The organism is Bacillus sp. FSL R9-9530, assembly GCF_038008145.1.
Taxonomy (GTDB): Bacteria; Bacillota; Bacilli; order Bacillales; family Bacillaceae_G; genus Bacillus_A; species Bacillus_A mycoides.
In genome coordinates, this window is sequence record NZ_JBBOYO010000001.1 from 1,276,042 (window position 1) to 1,294,904 (window position 18,863).

The 18,863-nt window shown below is 32.7% G+C and carries 16 protein-coding genes, 1 pseudogene and 1 riboswitch; of the genes and pseudogenes, 14 read left to right on the plus strand and 3 right to left on the minus strand.

Going from position 1 to position 18,863, the window contains the following annotated elements; translation table 11 throughout:
- The first annotated feature begins 114 nt into the window (after positions 1-114).
- The 3 genes from MKX66_RS06380 to MKX66_RS06390 all read left to right on the plus strand — a co-directional run bounded on the left by MKX66_RS06380 (position 115) and on the right by MKX66_RS06390 (position 2,836).
- Complete coding sequence (locus MKX66_RS06380) at positions 115-1,029, plus strand: acetamidase/formamidase family protein (protein WP_002032501.1); 915 nt, start codon at positions 115-117, stop codon at positions 1,027-1,029.
- A gap of 119 nt (positions 1,030-1,148) precedes the next feature.
- Positions 1,149-1,856 (plus strand): response regulator transcription factor, encoded by a 708-nt coding sequence (locus MKX66_RS06385; protein ID WP_341085796.1) that lies wholly within the window; start codon positions 1,149-1,151, stop codon positions 1,854-1,856.
- The gene (locus MKX66_RS06390; protein ID WP_002136652.1) at positions 1,853-2,836 is read left to right on the plus strand and encodes a sensor histidine kinase; all 984 of its coding nucleotides are present in this window, start codon (positions 1,853-1,855) and stop codon (positions 2,834-2,836) included. The genes MKX66_RS06385 and MKX66_RS06390 overlap by 4 nt, the downstream gene beginning before the upstream one ends.
- A gap of 367 nt (positions 2,837-3,203) precedes the next feature.
- Here MKX66_RS06390 and MKX66_RS06395 read toward each other — a convergent pair whose 3' ends face one another.
- Positions 3,204-3,830: a DUF6518 family protein gene (locus MKX66_RS06395; protein ID WP_002189807.1), complete on the minus strand. Its 627-nt coding sequence runs from the start codon at positions 3,828-3,830 to the stop codon at positions 3,204-3,206.
- 182 nt (positions 3,831-4,012) lie between these two features.
- Between MKX66_RS06395 and MKX66_RS06400 the strand changes: the two genes are divergently transcribed.
- Positions 4,013-4,912, plus strand: coding sequence for a LysR substrate-binding domain-containing protein (locus tag MKX66_RS06400; RefSeq protein WP_033733141.1), 900 nt, complete (start codon positions 4,013-4,015; stop codon positions 4,910-4,912).
- Between the two features lie 77 nt (positions 4,913-4,989).
- Here the strand turns inward: MKX66_RS06400 and MKX66_RS06405 are convergent, their stop codons facing one another.
- Positions 4,990-5,979: an aldo/keto reductase family protein gene (locus MKX66_RS06405; protein WP_002013118.1), complete on the minus strand. Its 990-nt coding sequence runs from the start codon at positions 5,977-5,979 to the stop codon at positions 4,990-4,992.
- Between the two features lie 511 nt (positions 5,980-6,490).
- Between MKX66_RS06405 and abc-f the strand changes: the two genes are divergently transcribed.
- The 6 genes and pseudogenes from abc-f (at position 6,491) to MKX66_RS06435 (ending at position 13,158) form a co-directional block, all read left to right on the plus strand.
- On the plus strand, positions 6,491-8,119 hold the full coding sequence (gene abc-f, locus MKX66_RS06410) for a ribosomal protection-like ABC-F family protein (protein ID WP_002136649.1): 1,629 nt from the start codon (positions 6,491-6,493) through the stop codon (positions 8,117-8,119).
- A gap of 20 nt (positions 8,120-8,139) precedes the next feature.
- Positions 8,140-8,491 (plus strand): annotated as a pseudogene (locus MKX66_RS06415) (GNAT family N-acetyltransferase).
- Positions 8,492-8,925: 434 nt separating this feature from the next.
- Positions 8,926-9,420, plus strand: a complete 495-nt coding sequence (locus tag MKX66_RS06420; RefSeq protein ID WP_215591300.1) for a DUF3267 domain-containing protein — start codon at positions 8,926-8,928, stop codon at positions 9,418-9,420.
- A 320-nt stretch (positions 9,421-9,740) separates the two neighbouring features.
- Positions 9,741-10,511 carry an ABC transporter ATP-binding protein gene (locus tag MKX66_RS06425; RefSeq protein WP_002013124.1) on the plus strand — a complete coding sequence of 257 codons (771 nt, stop codon included), beginning with the start codon at positions 9,741-9,743 and terminating at the stop codon, positions 10,509-10,511.
- The gene (locus MKX66_RS06430) at positions 10,486-12,417 is read left to right on the plus strand and encodes an ABC transporter permease (RefSeq protein WP_326997316.1); all 1,932 of its coding nucleotides are present in this window, start codon (positions 10,486-10,488) and stop codon (positions 12,415-12,417) included. Before MKX66_RS06425 ends, MKX66_RS06430 begins: the two co-directional genes overlap by 26 nt.
- Positions 12,418-12,486: 69 nt before the next feature.
- On the plus strand, positions 12,487-13,158 hold the full coding sequence (locus tag MKX66_RS06435) for a lipoprotein BA_5634 family protein (RefSeq protein WP_002127671.1): 672 nt from the start codon (positions 12,487-12,489) through the stop codon (positions 13,156-13,158).
- Positions 13,159-13,233: 75 nt separating this feature from the next.
- Here the strand turns inward: MKX66_RS06435 and MKX66_RS06440 are convergent, their stop codons facing one another.
- On the minus strand, positions 13,234-13,575 hold the full coding sequence (locus MKX66_RS06440; RefSeq protein WP_002189797.1) for a DUF3914 domain-containing protein: 342 nt from the start codon (positions 13,573-13,575) through the stop codon (positions 13,234-13,236).
- A 279-nt stretch (positions 13,576-13,854) separates the two neighbouring features.
- Between MKX66_RS06440 and MKX66_RS06445 the strand changes: the two genes are divergently transcribed.
- The 4 genes from MKX66_RS06445 to ddlB all read left to right on the plus strand — a co-directional run bounded on the left by MKX66_RS06445 (position 13,855) and on the right by ddlB (position 18,674).
- Positions 13,855-15,096, plus strand: coding sequence for an esterase/lipase family protein (locus MKX66_RS06445; protein WP_002032480.1), 1,242 nt, complete (start codon positions 13,855-13,857; stop codon positions 15,094-15,096).
- 88 nt (positions 15,097-15,184) lie between these two features.
- On the plus strand, positions 15,185-16,210 hold the full coding sequence (locus tag MKX66_RS06450) for a homoserine dehydrogenase (RefSeq protein WP_002165683.1): 1,026 nt from the start codon (positions 15,185-15,187) through the stop codon (positions 16,208-16,210).
- A 96-nt stretch (positions 16,211-16,306) separates the two neighbouring features.
- Positions 16,307-17,755 carry a MocR-like pyridoxine biosynthesis transcription factor PdxR gene (pdxR, locus tag MKX66_RS06455; RefSeq protein WP_002032478.1) on the plus strand — a complete coding sequence of 483 codons (1,449 nt, stop codon included), beginning with the start codon at positions 16,307-16,309 and terminating at the stop codon, positions 17,753-17,755.
- 4 nt (positions 17,756-17,759) lie between these two features.
- Complete coding sequence (ddlB, locus tag MKX66_RS06460) at positions 17,760-18,674, plus strand: D-alanine--D-alanine ligase (protein ID WP_002013134.1); 915 nt, start codon at positions 17,760-17,762, stop codon at positions 18,672-18,674.
- A 73-nt stretch (positions 18,675-18,747) separates the two neighbouring features.
- Positions 18,748-18,853: riboswitch (TPP riboswitch) on the plus strand.
- The last annotated feature ends 10 nt before the right edge of the window (positions 18,854-18,863 follow it).

The following is an 18,863-nucleotide window of genomic DNA, read 5'->3' on the forward strand; positions in this document are numbered from 1 at the left end:
TCAAAATGAGCTAAGTGCATTTTTCTTGAAAATAACTACTGATTTTAAAAAGGAGCTTATACAGATAAAAGCTAATTATTATATAGAAGATAAAAACGAAAAAGGAGAGGTACTATGCATCGTATACATAAAGAACATATCATTTACGCAATGTCACCAGAAAATAATCCATGTATTGAAGTAGAAATTGGGAGCCGTCTTGTATTTGAAACATATGATTGCTTTGAAAATCAAATTGATTCTGAAGATGTTGTGTTTCAAGAATTAGATTGGAATCGAATAAATCCAGCGACCGGACCTGTACATATTAAAGGTGCAGAACCTGGTGATATATTAGTCGTAACGATTGAAAAGATTAAAATTGCAGAGCAGGGTGTTTTAACTACAGGTGCGAACCTAGGTGTAATGGGTGATGAGCTAAATGAAAATACAGTAAAAATTGTCCCAATACATAATGGACATGTTTCATTTTCAAATGAACTGCAAATTCCAATTAATCCAATGATTGGTGTGATTGGTACTGCACCGAAAGAAGAGAGTATTTCATGTGGTACACCGCATGATCACGGCGGGAATATGGATTGTAAAGAAATCAAAGAAGGTACAACGTTATTATTACCTGTAAATGTTCCTGGTGCTCTTTTAGCATTAGGCGATTTACACGCTGCGATGGGTGATGGTGAAATTGGTGTTAGTGGAGTAGAGGTTGCTGGTGAGGTAACTGTAACTGTTCAGACTATAAAAGGAAAGAAATGGCCATTACCATTGGCTATTCAAAAAGAAAAAATAATGACGATTGCTTCAGAGAAATTGCTAGATGATGCAGCGAATCGTGCAGTACGTAATATGGTGACATTTTTACATGAAGAATTAGAAGTGTCTAAAGCTGATGCAACTCTTTTATTATCAGCAGCAGGTAATTTAAAAATTTGCCAAGTTGTGGATCCACTAAAAACGGCGCGGATGGAACTAGGAAGGGAATATGTGGAGAAGTTAGGGTTTTCTCTAAATGAATTTCATATTAAATAAGAAAAATAGAAAAGGATACTTTTGTATAAAAGTATCCTTTTCTATTTTACGGATTTTGTGAAAAGAGGTAGTATTTATATAAGTATATTTGAGATTGTGGATCAAAAAGGAGTTCAGAGATGGTTAAAATTATGATTGTTGAAGATGATATAAAAATTGCGGAGCTATTATCAACATATGTTGCGAAATACGGTTACCAAGGAATTATTGTAACGGATTTTCAAAATGTGTTAGACATATTTTTAGAAGAACAACCGGAGTTAGTTTTATTAGATATTAATTTACCAAGTTTTGATGGTTACTATTGGTGTCGTCAAATTCGCGGGGTTTCCACATGTCCGATTTTATTTATTTCGGCCCGTGAAGGTACGATGGATCAAGTTATGGCGTTAGAAAATGGTGGCGATGATTTTATTCCGAAGCCGTTTCATTATGAAGTTGTAATGGCGAAAATTCGTAGTCATTTAAGACGTGCTTATGGAGACTATGCACCGAAACTAGAAGAACGAATGATTGAGCGACAAGGTCTTAGTTTATATCCCGAAAGACTTGTATTAAAACTTAGGAACCAAGAGATTGATATAACGAGAAACGAAGCCATTTTATTAGAGATGTTAATGAAAAACTATCCGCGTGTTGTTAGTAGGGAAGTATTATTAAATAAATTATGGGATAGTGAATCTTATGTTGATGATAATACATTAAGTGTAAATACAACACGTGTGCGTAAAAAGTTAAAAACGTTACAAATTGAAGGAGCAATAGAAACAATTCGTAGTGTTGGATATAGATTACATATTACTTGGGATAATGGTATGGAAAAATGATAAGGTTATTTATACGTGATCATATACCACTTATTTGTTTTACTGCGATCCAACTACTAGCCATATTCTTAGTTTATTGGTTTGATGGGCATAATCATATTTCAACGGCATTATATGCAATGTTTTTAGGTGCTTTTTTTATGGTAAGTTATTTAGTATTTCGTTATTTTACACATCGTTCTTTTTATGAACGTTTAGCAAATCCGTTGCAATCTTTGGATGAATCTGTTCAAAAATCTGATTTTGCAGTTTTATCTACTGCTCTCCAAGATTTGCTCGAAGTACAATATCGACATTATCAAAATCAGCTCCAGTTACAAGAGAGGAAAAATAATGATCATTTAACCTTTATGAATCAGTGGATTCATCAAATGAAAACACCTTTATCTGTAATAGAATTAATTACACAAGATGAAGTGGATTCACGTTTTGAAAGTATTAATGAGGAAACAGATAGGTTGAAAAAGGGGTTAGAGATGGCACTGTATGTCGCACGTTTAGAAGCATTTACACAAGATTTTTATGTAGAAAGAGTACAACTACATAAAATAGTGAATGATTCCGTGCATGAACATAAACGCTTTTTTATTCGGAATTTTGTATACCCAGAGCTTGAAATTGATAAGAGTATTACTGTAGAAAGTGATGCGAAGTGGTTACAATTTTTAATTGGACAAATAATATCGAATGCGATTAAATATTCATCAGGTAGTAGAGAAAAGATTAAAGTGAAAGCACGTAAGGAAAGTAATACAGTTGTACTTGAAATTACCGATAGTGGCGTAGGGATACCGAAGCAAGATTTACCAAGAGTATTCAAACCTTTCTTTACAGGAGAAAACGGTAGAGATTTTAAAGAATCAACTGGAATGGGGCTCTATCTTGTATATGAAATTACGAAACAATTAGGACATAGTGTAGGAATCCATTCAGAGGTTGGTAAAGGTACCGTTGTACGAATAATATTTTTTAATGTGTAAATAAGTGTTCTTGGCTAAAGAACTTTGGAGATAAGTTTTTTAGCCTTATTTTATCCCGCTTTAATGGGCAGTAAGACCCCCGCTGATTAAAGTTTCACTTTATAGCGATTATATGAAATGGTAAAAGGTCATCTTAGTATGTATAATGACAGGCTAATAAATACGATCTTTAAATTAGAAGTATTTAATAAAAAGCTGATAAATAGTTTTTGTAAGAAAAAAGCCACCTCTTTGAAAGAGATAGCTTCATGAATCCATCCTATGAATAGGTGTATCAACATTAATAAGTATAATGTTCGAATTCGTGATATGTTTTGTGGATTATAATAGAATTAGTCATTTGTTTTTTTATAATACAGTATTGTAATTAAGTAAACAAACTTAATAATGTATATCCAATTAATCCTAAAATAGTGATAGGAACCATCATTAAGAAAGAAGAAATTCGATTAGCATTAGAGCGTTCTAACACAAGAATCAAGATAATCCCGACTATCACTTCGGTATATCCAACAGGTAACATGTGACTATAGTCTTCAAAATTTAAAAGAATGTGAAGTCCATCCGTTACAAAAACTCCACTAATAAGCGCGCTTCCGAATTTATGAAGTGGATTTGTAGTATCTTTCCATAGAAAACCTGCAATTCCAAAGATAGTTCCTCCTATAAATGCACATACAATCCATACAGATATAAAATAAATAGAGTGAGCTACATTTTTAATAACTATTGCATAACCATAATAGCCTAATACCATGCCGAGTAGTGCAAGGATACCAGAAAGTATAGCTGTACGCTTAGAATAACTAAAGCTAGCCACGAAAAAGGATGGAACTAACCAAACACTTCCTAGATTAGCTAATGAATGCCAATGTCCTGGAAGTATACCTTGCCCTAATTTAGTTAGTATACCAACAATTATCCCTACTATAATCGGGATGAGAAAAATCTTTAAAAACATATTTAACTTTGTGATTTTTAATGTCCTGTCCATAAATTCAATCCTTACATTAATATTTTCTACAAACATATAATAGCTTATTAAAGGGGAGTAATCAATAAAAATTTATCGAAAAACAATAAGTGATTATTGGATAGCGAATAGCATTTTCTTTTTATTTATAATTTATTAGAAGGAGGGCTTTTTTGCTAGTTGTGAATGATAGGGGGATTGAAATGGATATTCGTAAAATGAGATATTTCATAACAGTGGCAGAAGAATTAAACTTTAGTCGTGCAGCAGAAAGGCTTAGGATGGCACAACCTCCTTTAAGCCAAGAAATTCGTAAATTAGAAGATGAATTGGGCGTTCAACTTTTTCATCGAACAAAAAGAATGGTTGAACTAACCAGTGCAGGGAAAATATTTTTAGAAGGTGCGCGGCAAACGTTGCTTCAAGTAGATAGAACTATTAAAGAAACACAGCTTGCGGATGAAGGGAAGATAGGACATTTAATAATCGGTTTTGTCGATTCTACAGAAACCGTAATAGACATATTAAAAAAATTTCGAGAACGTTTTCCTAGAATACAGCTTATATTACGCGAGATGACAACAGACCAGCAAATAAAAGCGCTATATGAAAAACAAATTCATATTGGATTTATTCGTTCCAAGCAGAATAATGAAATATTAGTTTCCGAAGTTTGTTCTGAGGAATGTTTAAAATTAGTTTTGCATGAAGATCACCCTTTAGTTTCGTTACGTAACATTTCAATCAAATCATTAGTTGATGAACCATTTATTTTATTTCCACGTCATTTCGGTACTAACTTTTATGATTTAATTATTAGTTACTTTTGGGAACATGGAGTAAGTTTAAATATTGTTCAAGAGGCGATCCAAATGCAAACTATTGTGAATTTAGTTGCAGCAGGAATGGGGATTTCTGTCGTTCCATCATCGGTGGAAAGCTATAAAAAATCGGGTGTCATGTATAAAGACATTCAAGAAAATACACCAAAAATAAATTTATATGTTGGATGGAGACAAGATGAAAAGTCTGTCGTATTAGAGAACTTCTTAACAGTTGTTAGAGAGGTTTATACGACTTCACAATTTGAATTTAAAAAGTAAAGGCCCATCTTGATGGGATGGGCAGTCGGAAAGTTGGATAGGAAAACTTCTATTTTTATTTTAAAGTCACTGAAGATTCAACCTGTTTTACTCGGATCGTACTCAGCGAAACCTTTTAGTATATTATCAATCTGATCCATAATTTCAGGTTGCAATTTAACACTAGAAGCAATTACGTTTTCTCTTATTTGCTCCGGATTTGAAGCGCCAATAATTGCAGAGGAAACAGCTGGATTTTGTAGTACCCAGGCAACTGCGAGTTGTGGTAGGGTAAGATTAGTTTCTTGCGCGATGGGATTGAGTTTCTGAATTGCAGTGAGTACATCATCACTCATCCAACGTTGCACGAGTTTGTGGAAAAATGGTTTACCAGCATCTGAATTAGCACGTGATTGAGTCGGCAAGGGTTTACCAGGTTGATATTTTCCTGAGAGAATACCTTGTGCAAGGGGAGACCAAACAACTTGACCAAGTCCCTCACGTTGACATGTTGGTATTACATCAGTTTCAATAACACGCCACAACATCGAATATTGAGGTTGGCTAGCGATAAGTGGAATGTTCAATTCTCGTGCAAGTGCTGCACCGCGGGTAATTTGTTCTGATGTCCATTCACTTACGCCTAAGTAAAGGACTTTACCTTGTCTTACAAGATCAGCAAAAGCTAACATCGTTTCCTCAAGAGGAGTTGTTGAGTCAAATCTATGTGCATAATAGACATCAATGTAGTCTGTCTGCAACCGCTGTAACGATGCATTGCAATTTTCTATAATATGTTTTCTCGATAATCCACGATCATTTTTTCCAGGTCCGGTCGGATGGCATACTTTTGTACATAGTTCTATGCTTTCTCGGCGTATACCTTTCAAAGACCGGCCAAGTACTTCTTCGGCTATAGTGTCCGAATAAACATCAGCAGTATCGAACGTAGTAATTCCGACATCTAGTGCGGCTTTCACACAATCATTCGCAGTATCTTCGTTTACTTTTCCACCATGGTTAATCCAGTTCCCGTATGCAATCTTACTTACTGTTAATCCACTGTTTCCTAGTTTACTAAATTCCATTGTAGTATCCTCCTTTTAAAATGATATCTTTATTATAAGAACTGAAATGTAATATGTATAATATATAATTAATGATACATTTATATAAAAATTATATAAGAGAGAGTGCTTAGAAGTTTACTACTAAGGAAATCTAAAGCCAGTAGTATTACAGATGTTGTTTGTGTTTGATCGATATGAAGTGAAGATAAATAGACCTAAAAGAAAGCAATCATTTTCACAGCACGTATAATCGCATTTACTCATACAGTACTACTATGGTACAATATGGTTACTAACGACGGAAAGGAATGATGGGTGGACGATGATTAACTAATCTTATTTTTAAATGTTGAAATTCAATAAATTTCAATTTATAAAAAATAGGATTAGTCTGCCCAATTTCCTTACAACGGTATTGCTATTTATTATGCGTAATAGCTTATTTGGGTATAAATATGTTAACGACTAATCCTGCCAAATTAATTTGGGAGGATTTTTTTGTTCTCCCTTAATGAAAGGGATCGGTAATATGAAAGAAATTTTAAAATTAAATGATGTTTATGTTGAAATAAAGGAAAATACTTTGTTAGAGAAAATGAATGTTACAGTAAAACAAGGGGATGTTATCGGATTAATTGGTAAAAACGGTGCCGGTAAATCAACGTTACTTCAATTAATAAATGGGAAGATTGAGCCATCAAAAGGGATTGTTGAATGGCAGCAAATGAATATGACAACGGCATATGTTGAACAAGAAATAGAATCTTTTATTAGTAATGATATGATTGCAAAAGAAGCAGAACTTCTTGCGAAATGGGGCGTGCCAACGAACGATTTTCTTACTTTAAGTGGTGGTGAAAAGCTGAAAGTTCGACTAGCAAAAGGATTTGCCGAAAATCCTAATTTATTAATATTAGACGAACCGACAAATCATTTAGATGAGATGAGTACGGAATTTCTCATTAAGCAAATAAAAAATATGAAGGGTACAGTTATCGTTGTATCGCATGATCGATACTTTTTAGATGTTGTCGCAACGAAAATATGGTCAATTGAGGAAAAGAAACTAATTGAGCATAGCGGTAATTATACGAGTTATATGAAAGCACGTGAGCATACAAGAATGACGCAGCAACGTGAATATGAAAAACAACAAAAAAAGATAGAACAAGTAGAAACACATATAAAAGAATTAAGTTCATGGTCACAAAAGGCACACGCACAGTCTACAAAACAAGAAGGAGTTAAAGAGTTTTATCGTGTAAAAGCGAAGCGAATGGATGCGCAAGTGAAGTCAAAACGAAAACGTCTCGAAAAAGAGCTGGAGAAAACGAAAGTAGAACGTGTGAAAGAAGAGTATTCAGTGGAGTTCTCTATTCAAGCGAATAAAAAAGTAGGAAAACGCTTTTTAGAAGTAAAGAAATTAAAAAAAGACTTTCATGGAAAGACATTATTTGAAAACGTTAATTTTACAATCCAGCACGGTGAGAAGGTTGCGATTGTTGGACCAAACGGTAGCGGGAAAACAACATTACTGAAGATGATTATGGGAACGGAAACTGTACAAGGAGAAGTATGGATTTCACCATCTGCAAACATCGGTTATTTAACACAAGAAGTATTTGATTTACCACTGGATAAAACACCAGAAGATTTATTTTTTAAAGAGACATTTGAAGAAAGAGGAAAAGTCCAAAATTTAATGAAACATTTAGGATTCCAAGCTTCTCAATGGAAAGAACCGATTGAGCATATGAGTATGGGGGAACGAGTAAAATGCAAGTTAATGGCTTATATTTTAGATGAAAAAGATGTACTTATTTTAGATGAACCGACGAATCACCTTGACCTCCCTTCACGTGAACAGCTTGAAAATACATTAGCTGAGTATAATGGAACACTCGTTATAGTTTCTCACGATCGATATTTTCTGGAGAAAACAACTAACACGAAACTCGTGTTTTTAAATAATACGATACAAAAGCAGCTAGAGGAACTTATTAAAACAAGAGATGATATTGAAGAGCTACGTTTAACATTAGAAACAGAGAGACAAGAAGTATTAGGTAAATTAAGCTTTTTAACTTCTAACGATAAAGAATATAAAGAACTTGATGAACGATTTATAGAACTTACGAAGCAGATTAAGGCGCTTTAATGTAATTAAGGGGGATTAACATGGGAGAAGAGAGTTCGACTAATTTATTTAGAATAGACTGTGGAGATATATACTTGCAAGAGTTTACTATCAAAGATGCGGAGAGCATTTATAAAATATCGAATCAACCGGAAATTGAAAAGTTTTTGCCGGACTGGAAATCAACGAAAGAACAGAGGGTTAATTGATTATTTGTTTAAAAATACAAATGTAGATGTCCTCAACGCAATTGCTTTAATTAACAACGTACCATCAAATAAAGTTATTGAAAAATGTGGATTTACTTATTTGAGCCAACAGACGATAGAAAACCAACTATATAATCATTATTTATTAAGCAAATCAGAGTGGATAAAAAATATTGCTCTTTAAAAGAATCTATAATGGAATGTAAAAAAGCTTAGAGCTAAAACTCTAAGCTTTTTTACATTCCATTATACCTGTTACCATATCAAAGAGACAATTTGGATGGCTTCTTGCCGGATTTTCTCATCAAAAAAACAAGGGGATTAAGCTGTACATGCGATAATCATTTTATAAAAAATCATATATGAAAAGGGGTTTGGATAATTTTGTCGAATACATTTGTCTATGAAAACACCACTTTCTTACTCAAATTATCCTAAAAATGAATCATTTTGAGCTCAAATAGAAGAACGCACGGCAAAAGTGAAGGTGAGCGAAGTTTTGCATATAAAACTTACGGTTGAGTGTTAGTGGATTAAAAGTTTTAAGTTATGAAATAGATTAAATGAGGGAGGGGAACGCATATCATAATTTGGTTTCGTCAATTGCCACAGATAAGTATGGATTTTTCAGAATGGACTCCTTTTATTAAGAATAATTGGTATCAAAAGCATTATATGAAGTTTGTATATCTACTTCAAATAATCATTTTTCTGATACCAAATTACTTTGGAGTAGGTTTCACTCATATTAATATATTGTATCTAATCATAATAGGTATCTTTGTCTTCATCATTCACGAATGTCTACACATTTTGGTCATAAGTAACAAAGGTGATATTAGCTTAACATGTAGTGGAATATTTTTTTGGCTAAATACAAATGCAACCCTATCCAAAGCGAGATTTTGGGTCTTTATGAGCTTACCCATAATTGTATTATCGGTAGCCCCTGCATTTATGTCGTTCTATGTATCAGGAAATATTAAATCAATCATATTATTTGTATGTTGGATAAACGCAATAATTTCCGCCTCAGATATTTACAATTCATTTTTAATTGCAATGAAACCGAAGAACTCAGTATTTTGCAGAGGATATTATCACGTGAAATAGTATTAAAAGTATTATTTAATTATATTTCAATTTAAGAAATTAGTTAAAAATATAATATTTGAAAGTAAAAAGGCCGATAATACAATCGGTCTTTTTTCATTAATATAATAAAGATTAGAAATAAATAGCATAGTATTTCATACTACCCTGCGAATATTATAAGATAGATATAAATTGATTATAGTTTCAAAGTAGATTTATTATCAGTTTTTTTAGAAATCTTACAATCGTGTAAGATAAATGAAAGATGAATCAATACGTGCTATAAGACAATTCATTTACACTATATTGTGAGAAGTGCAAATGAAGGGAGAATATAAATGGAAATTCTACATGCAAAAAGTATTAGTAAAGTATATAAAGGGAAAGTACCTTTTAAGGCATTGGTAGATATTGATTTATCAATTCAAGAAGGTGAATTTATAGGGATTATGGGGCCATCAGGGAGCGGGAAAACAACGTTATTAAATATGGTATCTACTATCGACTCTCCAACATCGGGAGAAATATTAATAAATGGTACAAATCCATTCCAGTTGACATCAGATAATTTGGCTTTATTCCGTAGGAAACAATTAGGATTTGTTTTTCAATCATTTAATTTACTTAGCACACTTACAGTAAAGGAAAATATCGTATTGCCGATGACATTAGATGGTGTTTCTGTACAAGAAATGAACGAACGAGTTGAAGAAATTGCAGAGAAATTAAATATTACAGATATATTGAGTAAAAGAACTTTTGAAATTTCAGGGGGGCAAGCTCAAAGAACAGCAATTGCTCGTGCAATTGTTCATAAGCCGCAATTATTACTTGCAGATGAACCAACAGGGAATTTAGACTCTAAATCTTCAAATGATGTAATGGAGATGCTAGATACTTTAAATAAAGAAGAAAAAGCTACGATGATGTTAGTTACACATGATCCGTATGCAGCGAGTTTTTGCAGCAGAGTCATATTTATTAAAGATGGTCAACTATATAACGAAATTTATTGTGGTGAAAGTAGGCAAGCATTTTATCAAAAGATTATGGATGTCCTTTCTTTGTTAGGAGGGAAAAGGCATGACTTTTCGTCAGTTCGCATTTAATAATATTTTTCGCAATAAGCGTACATATGCAGCTCATTTTTTAAGTAGTGCATTTTCTATTATGATTTTCTTTACGTATGCTCTTTTATTATTTCATCCTGATTTACAAGGTGAGTTGAAATCGACAAGTGCAACAATAAGTGCATTTGGTACATTGGGATTTTCAGTTTCGCAAGGCTTGATTTTTGTATTTTCATTTTTCTTCATTCTATATTCAGTTAGTTCATTTTTAAAAACGCGCAAGAAAGAATTTGGGATATTAATGATGCAAGGTATGTCAATGAGACAGCTTAAGAAATTATTATTAATTGAAAATATGTTGATTGGACTTGGCTCAATTTGTATAGGAATTCTCATTGGACTCATATTTTCTAAACTAGTTTTATTGATAAGCGCAAGTGTATTAATGATTAGTAATGGTTTGCCTTTTTATATACCAGTGCAGGCCGTATTATTAACAGTTATCACATTTCTTTTATTATTTTTAATTGTTTCGCTCGTTACATTTAAAATGATAAAAGTAACAGAACTTGTGGAACTTATACAAGCAGAGGAAAAGCCAAAGCCAGAACCGAAAGCATCAATTTTATTATCGCTACTTTCTTTAATTAGTATAGGGTATGGATATTTTTCAGTATTTCGCTTTATCCCAAGTACTAATTTTATTACGCTTGGAATAGGGGTGCTCCTAGTAATTATAGGAACGTACTTTTTATATACACAGTGTAGCGTTTATATATTGCACCTTGCGAAAAGGAGAGAATCTTTCTTTTTAAAGAGAACAAATATATTAACATTTTCTGAATTAATTTACCGTATGAAAGATAATGCAACGATGTTTTTTATAGTATCTATTGTTTCAGCAGTTGCATTTACAGCGATTGGTACAACAGCTGCAATTGGAAATAGGGATTTGGTAAGGATGACAAATCCGTATACATTTTTGTATGGAAGTTTTGAAAACGACAAAGTATTAAATAAAAATCTTTCTATTATAAAAAAACACCTTTCTGATGCTAATATTCCGTATCGAATGGCTTCATCTTCATATATATACACGGAAAATGGTGTAGATGTAATGAAGTTAAGTGAATATAACGATCTTGCTAAAGCACTAGGCTATCAACAAGAAACAATAGAAAAAGAAGATGAAATTTTATTAATTCCTGGAGTCGTATCACAAAAACAAGAATTTAAAAATGGCGAGTATAAAAAGAATATAGAAGTCATTCAAGGAGATTGGACAAAGACATTTCATGTGAAAAAAGCTGTAGAAAATTTAGTTTTACCACATGATTCTAGAACTATTTATATCGCTGTTAAAGATCAGGTATATGATGGAATCCCTCTTACTAGTGACCCAGTTAATAAAGACATTCCATATCGTACTTACGGATTTGTTGTAGACGATTGGATGAAAACGAAGGGAATTTCAAACGAATTAATTAGTAGATTTGAGAAAGATATTAGAGTAGGTAATTTTCAATTTCGGGCTTTAACTATAGATTTGTTAAGTGCAAAGCAAACGAATGGATTATTACTTATGGCAAGTGTTTTAGTCGGAATCGTCTTCTTCACATTCGCTGCTAGTTTTATTTATTTCCGATTATATACTGATTTAGATCGCGATCAACAGCAATATAAAATGATTTCGAAAATGGGATTAAGTAAACGAGAATTAAAAAAAATTGTAACGAGACAGTTATTATTAATGTTCTTCTTACCGATTGTTGTTGCAGTGATTCATACTGTAGTCGCTTATACGGCATTACAGCAATTAGTCGATTTTTCTATAATTAATAGCTCTATCGTTATTTTAATTTCATTTATATGTATACAAGTATTATATTTCTTTATAACCCGTTGGCGTTACCTGCAAAAGCTTTATAAGGTTATGGAGCAATAGAGTTTATTAGCTTGTAAGACTACATTAAAGTATGTGGAAAAAATGAACTGTATGATGAAAGGAAACGCGATGAAAAGAACTTTAACTATTTTTATGTTAACGATACTACTATTAATAAGTTTTAGTGCATGTTCTAAAAAGGAGAATCCATTTCCTGCAAACGGTTTATTAATCATTGGAAATGAAAATAAAATTTCACCAATTATTAATCGTTATCAAGAAATTACGAAAGAAAATGAAGTGTTTTCTGTGAAAACAGGTACTTATGGAAACGGACAAGTATTAATTTTAAATGAGTCTACAGCACAAGCATTGATTAAAGCTAAAGTTTTCCGTAAACGAGATAATGGCTCCAATTTTATGCCTGTAAATACGTTACCGAAATTCCCAAAAGAGGGTTCTCTACTGTTTGCACAAGAAGACGAAAAGACTTTGAAAAGTATTAAATTAGAAGGAAAAGAGGTCCCTGTCATATACAATAGTGACGCTTGGATAGGTAACAAGCGTAATTATCCAACGCAATGGTATGTGATTGTATCCAAAAATAATATATATAAGGAAATAAAAGCAAATGAAACAAAAATGCATCTTCTTCAATTAAAAAAATCTTTAGGTGACGAAAAACCTAAAATGTCGACAGATAATACATTGGTTAATGAAAATGTAAAAGTAAGAAAGCTAATTAAAGATTTTGAGGGAGAAGTATCAGTTCAGTTTTTAACGATTGAAGAAAAATCTTAAAAAAGAGTTCAAGGTTGATAAAGTTTCTATCAACCTTGAACTCTTTTTAGTTATAGACCCTTCAGATAACATAGTTTACATGACTTCATTTAATCGAGTCTCGCTCGTTTCTTCAATCGCATTTGAATGTTGAACCGAACCATTTTGAGATTCCTTTTCTTTACGAAATTTCTGTAACATTTCTAAAATCATCCATAAAGGTACACCTTTGTCTTTTAGCATTTTCCATAAGTCTAATTCGCTAAATTTATGATCCGCTTGTTTCATTTCTTGTTCAGATGTACGAATATCAAATTTGATTAGATCATTAGATTTCTTATCTTTATGCTTAGTAGAAGAGATAGTATTATGCTCAAGATTAGATGGGGTTATTTTAGAAGGTTGAGCTAATGTATGAATTTTTAATCCGACTTGCATGCTTTTTTCCTCCTTTTCAAGCAATGAAATTAGTTTTCTTATGATTTTTAAATCCATTTAACATGAGGAAACTATATTTAATTATAAATTCAAATAATCAGATTTACAAGTTGTGTTATGAAAAGTAAATGCTTACTAGAATAAATATTTATCAACATTTGTATATGTTTTCTATATATACAACGTATATAAAATACTTTACATTATGTTTAAGTTGCAAACTAAGTTTGTATTTTTTTTCAAAGATAAATGTAAACGTTTTATTGAGGGGGAGAAAGTATGGGGAAATTATTTTTAAAAGTATGTTTTTTCGCATTAGTGACTGTTTGTTCATTCGCAGCGAAAACAACATACGCTGAAGAGAGACAACAAAATAATTATCCTATCATTTTAGTGAATGGATTTGCTGGATGGGGTAGAGAGGAAATGCTAGGGGTAAAATATTGGGGTGGTGTTCATGATATACAAGAAGATTTAAAAAGAAATGGTTATACAGTACATACTGCAGCTGTTGGACCAGTTTCTAGTAACTGGGATCGTGCATGTGAATTATATGCGCAAATTAACGGTGGAATAGTAGACTACGGTGCGGCACATGCTGAGAAACATGGACATAATCGTTTTGGTAGAACTTATAGTGGATTTGCACCGAATTGGAGTGAAACAAATAAAGTTCATTTAGTTGGGCATAGCATGGGTGGACAAACGACAAGAACATTAGTGCAGTTATTAAAAGAAGGAAGTTATGAAGAAAAAGATTATGTGAAAAATCATCCGAACACAAAGATATCACCACTATTTGAAGGTGGCAAATCGTATGTTCATAGTGTTACAACTTTAGCAACTCCTCATAACGGTACAACACTCGCGGACGGAAGTCTTCTGTTGCCGTTCGTTAAAGATTTACTCATTACAGCTGCAAGTTTAGGTGGAAACAATAATTTATCATTATATGATTTTAAATTGGATCAATGGGGTATAAAAAAGAATACTGGAGAGTCCTTTTTTCAATATACTGATCGTATTTTAAATAGTTCAATTTGGGAAAATACAAAAGATATAAGTCAATGGGATTTAAGTACTGATGGAGCAAAGGAGTTAAATAATTGGGTAAAGACGCAATCGGATGTATATTACTTATCCTATAGTGGACATGCATCGCAAGCAGCACCAATAACAGGTTTACATTTACCTCATATAACGATGAATAAAGTGTTAATGGGTAATGCATTTTTCTTAGGTTCCTATGCAAGATATGAAGAGAATCGAACATTAATAGATACTTCTTGGTGGCAAAATGACGGTGTAGTAAATACAAATTCTATGATTGCACCTTCATCTAATATTGCTGCAAATGATAATGAGTCTTTACAGGTTGGAAAATGGAATCATATCGAAACGAAAGCAAATTGGGACCATCTTGATATGGTAGGATTAAGCGTTTCAGACACGTTAGGTTTTTCTAATATTCAAGAGTTTTATAGAACAATTGCAGAAAAATTATCACGGTTACCGAAATAGATAATAATAAAGCGCTCTCGATGGAATTCGAGGGCGCTTTATATTATATTGAAAGAGGGATTTGGCAAAAAAAACATGGGGTGATCTTATGAAAATTCAAGTTGTATTATCGGGGTATGGGACAGTTGGTAAAGAATTTATTAAATTATTAAACGAAAAATATTTATATATAAATGAAACATATGGAATTGACTTAGTTGTTAGTGGAGTGATAGGAAGAAATATTGCAATACATAACGGAAAAGGTTTGCAGATTAATGATTTATTGACGTATGGTGATGGTTCTGCTGCAATTGAAAAATATATCGAACATTATCCAGAGGAACGCGGAACGATTAATATAAATGGTACTGTATTGGTTGAATCAACTGCTACAAATCTTAAAAATGGAAATCCAGGGAAACAGTATATGAAACAAGCTATTGAAAATCAAATGGATATAGTAGCTATTTCAAAAGGTGCACTTGTTACAGCTTGGAGTGAACTGAATACAGCAGCACGTATTTCAGGCTCACGCATTCGATATAGCGGTGCAACTGCCGCTGCGTTACCGACATTAGACATTGGACAACTAAGTTTAGCAGGTTGCCATATTGAAAAAATAGAAGGAATATTGAACGGGACAACAAATTATATTCTTACAAAGATGCATGAAGAATATAAGACGTTTGAAGAAGCATTGCAAGAAGCACAAAATAAAGGAATTGCGGAGACTAACCCGTTATTAGATATAAGCGGGATGGATAGCGCTTGTAAATTATTACTTTTGACGAATAGTTTAATGGGAAACGATTATTCACTCAAAGATATAAAAATAAACGGAATAGAGCACGTTACAACGCAACAAATTCAAAATGCAAAGGAACAAAATAAATCAATTAAATTAATTGCATCAGCATATAAAGATGATAATGGAAAAGTAAACCTTAGTGTACAACCTTGTAATTTAGAGAAAGAACATCCGTTAGCAAATATAAATGGCACGGAAAAAGGAATTACGTTCTTTACAGATACAATGGGACAAGTAACTACAATTGGTGGAGCTTCTAATCCACGCGGAGCTGCAGCAGCTGCTTTAAAAGATGTAATCAATTTATATCGAAATGATTTATAGACTTTATAACCGTACCGCTATTAATAAAAAATACATATGTAGTGGACCTTTTGAGAATGAAATAAATATGTAAAAATAATTGCAGGGGGTAAGAAATTGTTTAAAGATTTTAAAGTTGTAAAAGATCGTCCCGTTTATATTCAATTAAAGGATTATTTAAAAAAGATGATTATGAAAGGGCATTTGTTGGGGGACCAAAAAATCCCATCAACAAGGGAACTGAGTGAATTATTATCAGTGAGCAGAAATACAGTACTCTCTGCATATGCGGATTTAGAACAAGAAGGACTCATTTATGCAGTTAAAGGAAAAGGAAATTTCGTTGCGAAGGTGGATATAAGTAACACCTCGTCTGTTGAAATAGATTGGAAAAATAAACTTAATACAGTTACCACATTAGCAGATGAATTAGACTTAATGAAGCATGGAGTTCGCTGGGAAAAAGGAATGATTGTTTTTAATAGTATAGCCCCGGACGAAAAGCTATTTGATGTTGAAAATTTCAAAAGAGCTTTTCTTACTCGTATGTCCATTGAAGGGGATATCGTATTGAACTACGGATATGCAAAAGGTTATAGACCGTTAATTAATTATTTACTTCATTACATGGAAATGAAAGGTGTAGATATTTCGAACAAAGATATTCTAATTACAAATGGATTTACAGAAGGATTAGATATTGTGTTATCTTCTTTATCGAAGAAATCAGGGCGTGTTATTTGTGAGAACCCAACTCACCATGCTGCATTGAAGCTTTTTCGTTTACATGGACTTGAAGTTCATGGAATTAATATGAATGATGATGGTATTGATACGAATGAAGTAGAAAAAAGTTTGCGTGAAAAGGATTTTGATTTCGCGTATTTAATCCCTTCTTATCATAATCCGACTGGTATTGTTACGAGTTCGGAGAAAAGAACGGAATTGATGAGGTTATTTTCAAAATACAAGATCCCTATTATAGAGGATGGGTTTAATGAAGAATTACGTTATTCGGGTTCACATTTATCGCCATTATTAACTTTTGCAGGGGCTGGTAATAATGTGATTTATATTAGTAGCTTTTCAAAGGTACTTTTCCCTGGTTTACGTGTAGGTTGGATCATTGCAGATAAAGAACTGATACATTATTTAGAAAGTGTTAAAAGAGCCAGAACCATTCACACATCTACGTTAGATCAAGCTGTTCTGTTTCAATATTTACATGAAGGATATTTTGAAAAATATTTAAAAAAAGCAAGATCTGTTTATAAGAAAAAATATGAGTTAGCTGTTGGGGCGTGTAATCAGTACATTCCGTTTAAAAGAATGACTGGAGACGGTGGACTTCATTTGTTTATAGAGTTGGAAGAAAAAATTCAAGCCCGCACACTTTTACAAAAGTGTTATGAGAAAGGAGTTACTTTTTCTCCTGGAGATGTTTTTTACTCTGATGGAGGAGGAGCGAACACATTCCGATTAGGATTTTCACGTTTGAAAGAACAGGAAATTGTTAGCGGGATTCAAATAATTGGTGAAACTTTAAAAAATGAAACTTGGAGTTGAGAAAATGAGAATTGGCGTTATTATGGGAGGAGTATCCTCTGAAAAACAAGTATCAATTATGACTGGGAATGAAATGATTGCACATTTAGATAAGAGTAAATATGAAATCGTTCCAATTACGTTAAATGAAAAAATGGATTTAATTGAAAAAGCGAAAGACATTGATTTTGCATTGCTAGCATTACACGGGAAATACGGAGAAGATGGTACGGTTCAAGGGACGCTTGAGAGTTTAGGTATTCCATATAGCGGCAGTAATATGTTATCTAGCGGTATATGTATGGATAAAAATATTTCAAAAAAGATTTTGCGTTATGAAGGAGTAGAAACACCAGATTGGATTGAACTTACAAAAATGGAGGATCTAAAGCTTGAGGAATTAGATAAATTAGGATTTCCGTTAGTGGTAAAACCAAACTCTGGCGGCTCAAGTGTTGGAGTTAAGATTGTCTATGATAAAAATGAATTAATCTCTATGCTAGAAACTGTATTCGAATGGGATTCTGAAGTAGTAATTGAGAAGTATATAAAAGGTGACGAGATTACATGTTCAATTTTTGATGGGCAACAGTTACCTATCATTTCGATTCGACATGCTGCTGTGTTCTTTGACTATAATGCAAAATATGATGATACTAGTACAGTTGAAGAAGTTATTGAACTTCCAGCTGAAATAAAGGAACGTGTAAATAAAGCGTCACTGGCTTGTTATAAAGCATTAAAATGTAGTGTTTATGCAAGGGTTGATATGATGGTGAAGGAAGGAATTCCATATGTAATGGAAGTTAATACATTACCAGGGATGACACAATCAAGTTTACTGCCAAAAAGTGCGGAAGCAGCGGGAATTAATTATAGCAAACTATTAGATATGATAATTGAAACTTCATTAAAAGTAAGGAAAGAAGAAGGTTTTTAAGGTAGTTATATAATTAATTCTTTTGACAGTTCCACGAATTATGCTATGATAATTACAATACGACAACTAAATATTTATCCACTAGGGGGGCCTTTTATAGGCTGAGATCAGATGAAATTTTGAGACTCTTAGTACCTGATCTGGTTAATGCCAGCGTAGGAAAGTGGGAAAGACGTTGCTATTTAACGA

Bases quoted from the DNA above. Each gene is read 5' to 3' on its own strand.
- MKX66_RS06380 (WP_002032501.1), top strand. From the start codon at position 115: ATGCATCGTATACATAAAGAACATATCATTTACGCAATGTCACCAGAA.
- MKX66_RS06385 (WP_341085796.1), top strand. From the start codon at position 1,149: ATGGTTAAAATTATGATTGTTGAAGATGATATAAAAATTGCGGAGCTA.
- MKX66_RS06390 (WP_002136652.1), top strand. From the start codon at position 1,853: ATGATAAGGTTATTTATACGTGATCATATACCACTTATTTGTTTTACT.
- MKX66_RS06395 (WP_002189807.1), bottom strand. From the start codon at position 3,830: ATGGACAGGACATTAAAAATCACAAAGTTAAATATGTTTTTAAAGATT.
- MKX66_RS06400 (WP_033733141.1), top strand. From the start codon at position 4,013: ATGGATATTCGTAAAATGAGATATTTCATAACAGTGGCAGAAGAATTA.
- MKX66_RS06405 (WP_002013118.1), bottom strand. From the start codon at position 5,979: ATGGAATTTAGTAAACTAGGAAACAGTGGATTAACAGTAAGTAAGATT.
- abc-f (WP_002136649.1), top strand. From the start codon at position 6,491: ATGAAAGAAATTTTAAAATTAAATGATGTTTATGTTGAAATAAAGGAA.
- MKX66_RS06420 (WP_215591300.1), top strand. From the start codon at position 8,926: ATGGATTTTTCAGAATGGACTCCTTTTATTAAGAATAATTGGTATCAA.
- MKX66_RS06425 (WP_002013124.1), top strand. From the start codon at position 9,741: ATGGAAATTCTACATGCAAAAAGTATTAGTAAAGTATATAAAGGGAAA.
- MKX66_RS06430 (WP_326997316.1), top strand. From the start codon at position 10,486: ATGACTTTTCGTCAGTTCGCATTTAATAATATTTTTCGCAATAAGCGT.
- MKX66_RS06435 (WP_002127671.1), top strand. From the start codon at position 12,487: ATGAAAAGAACTTTAACTATTTTTATGTTAACGATACTACTATTAATA.
- MKX66_RS06440 (WP_002189797.1), bottom strand. From the start codon at position 13,575: ATGCAAGTCGGATTAAAAATTCATACATTAGCTCAACCTTCTAAAATA.
- MKX66_RS06445 (WP_002032480.1), top strand. From the start codon at position 13,855: ATGGGGAAATTATTTTTAAAAGTATGTTTTTTCGCATTAGTGACTGTT.
- MKX66_RS06450 (WP_002165683.1), top strand. From the start codon at position 15,185: ATGAAAATTCAAGTTGTATTATCGGGGTATGGGACAGTTGGTAAAGAA.
- ddlB (WP_002013134.1), top strand. From the start codon at position 17,760: ATGAGAATTGGCGTTATTATGGGAGGAGTATCCTCTGAAAAACAAGTA.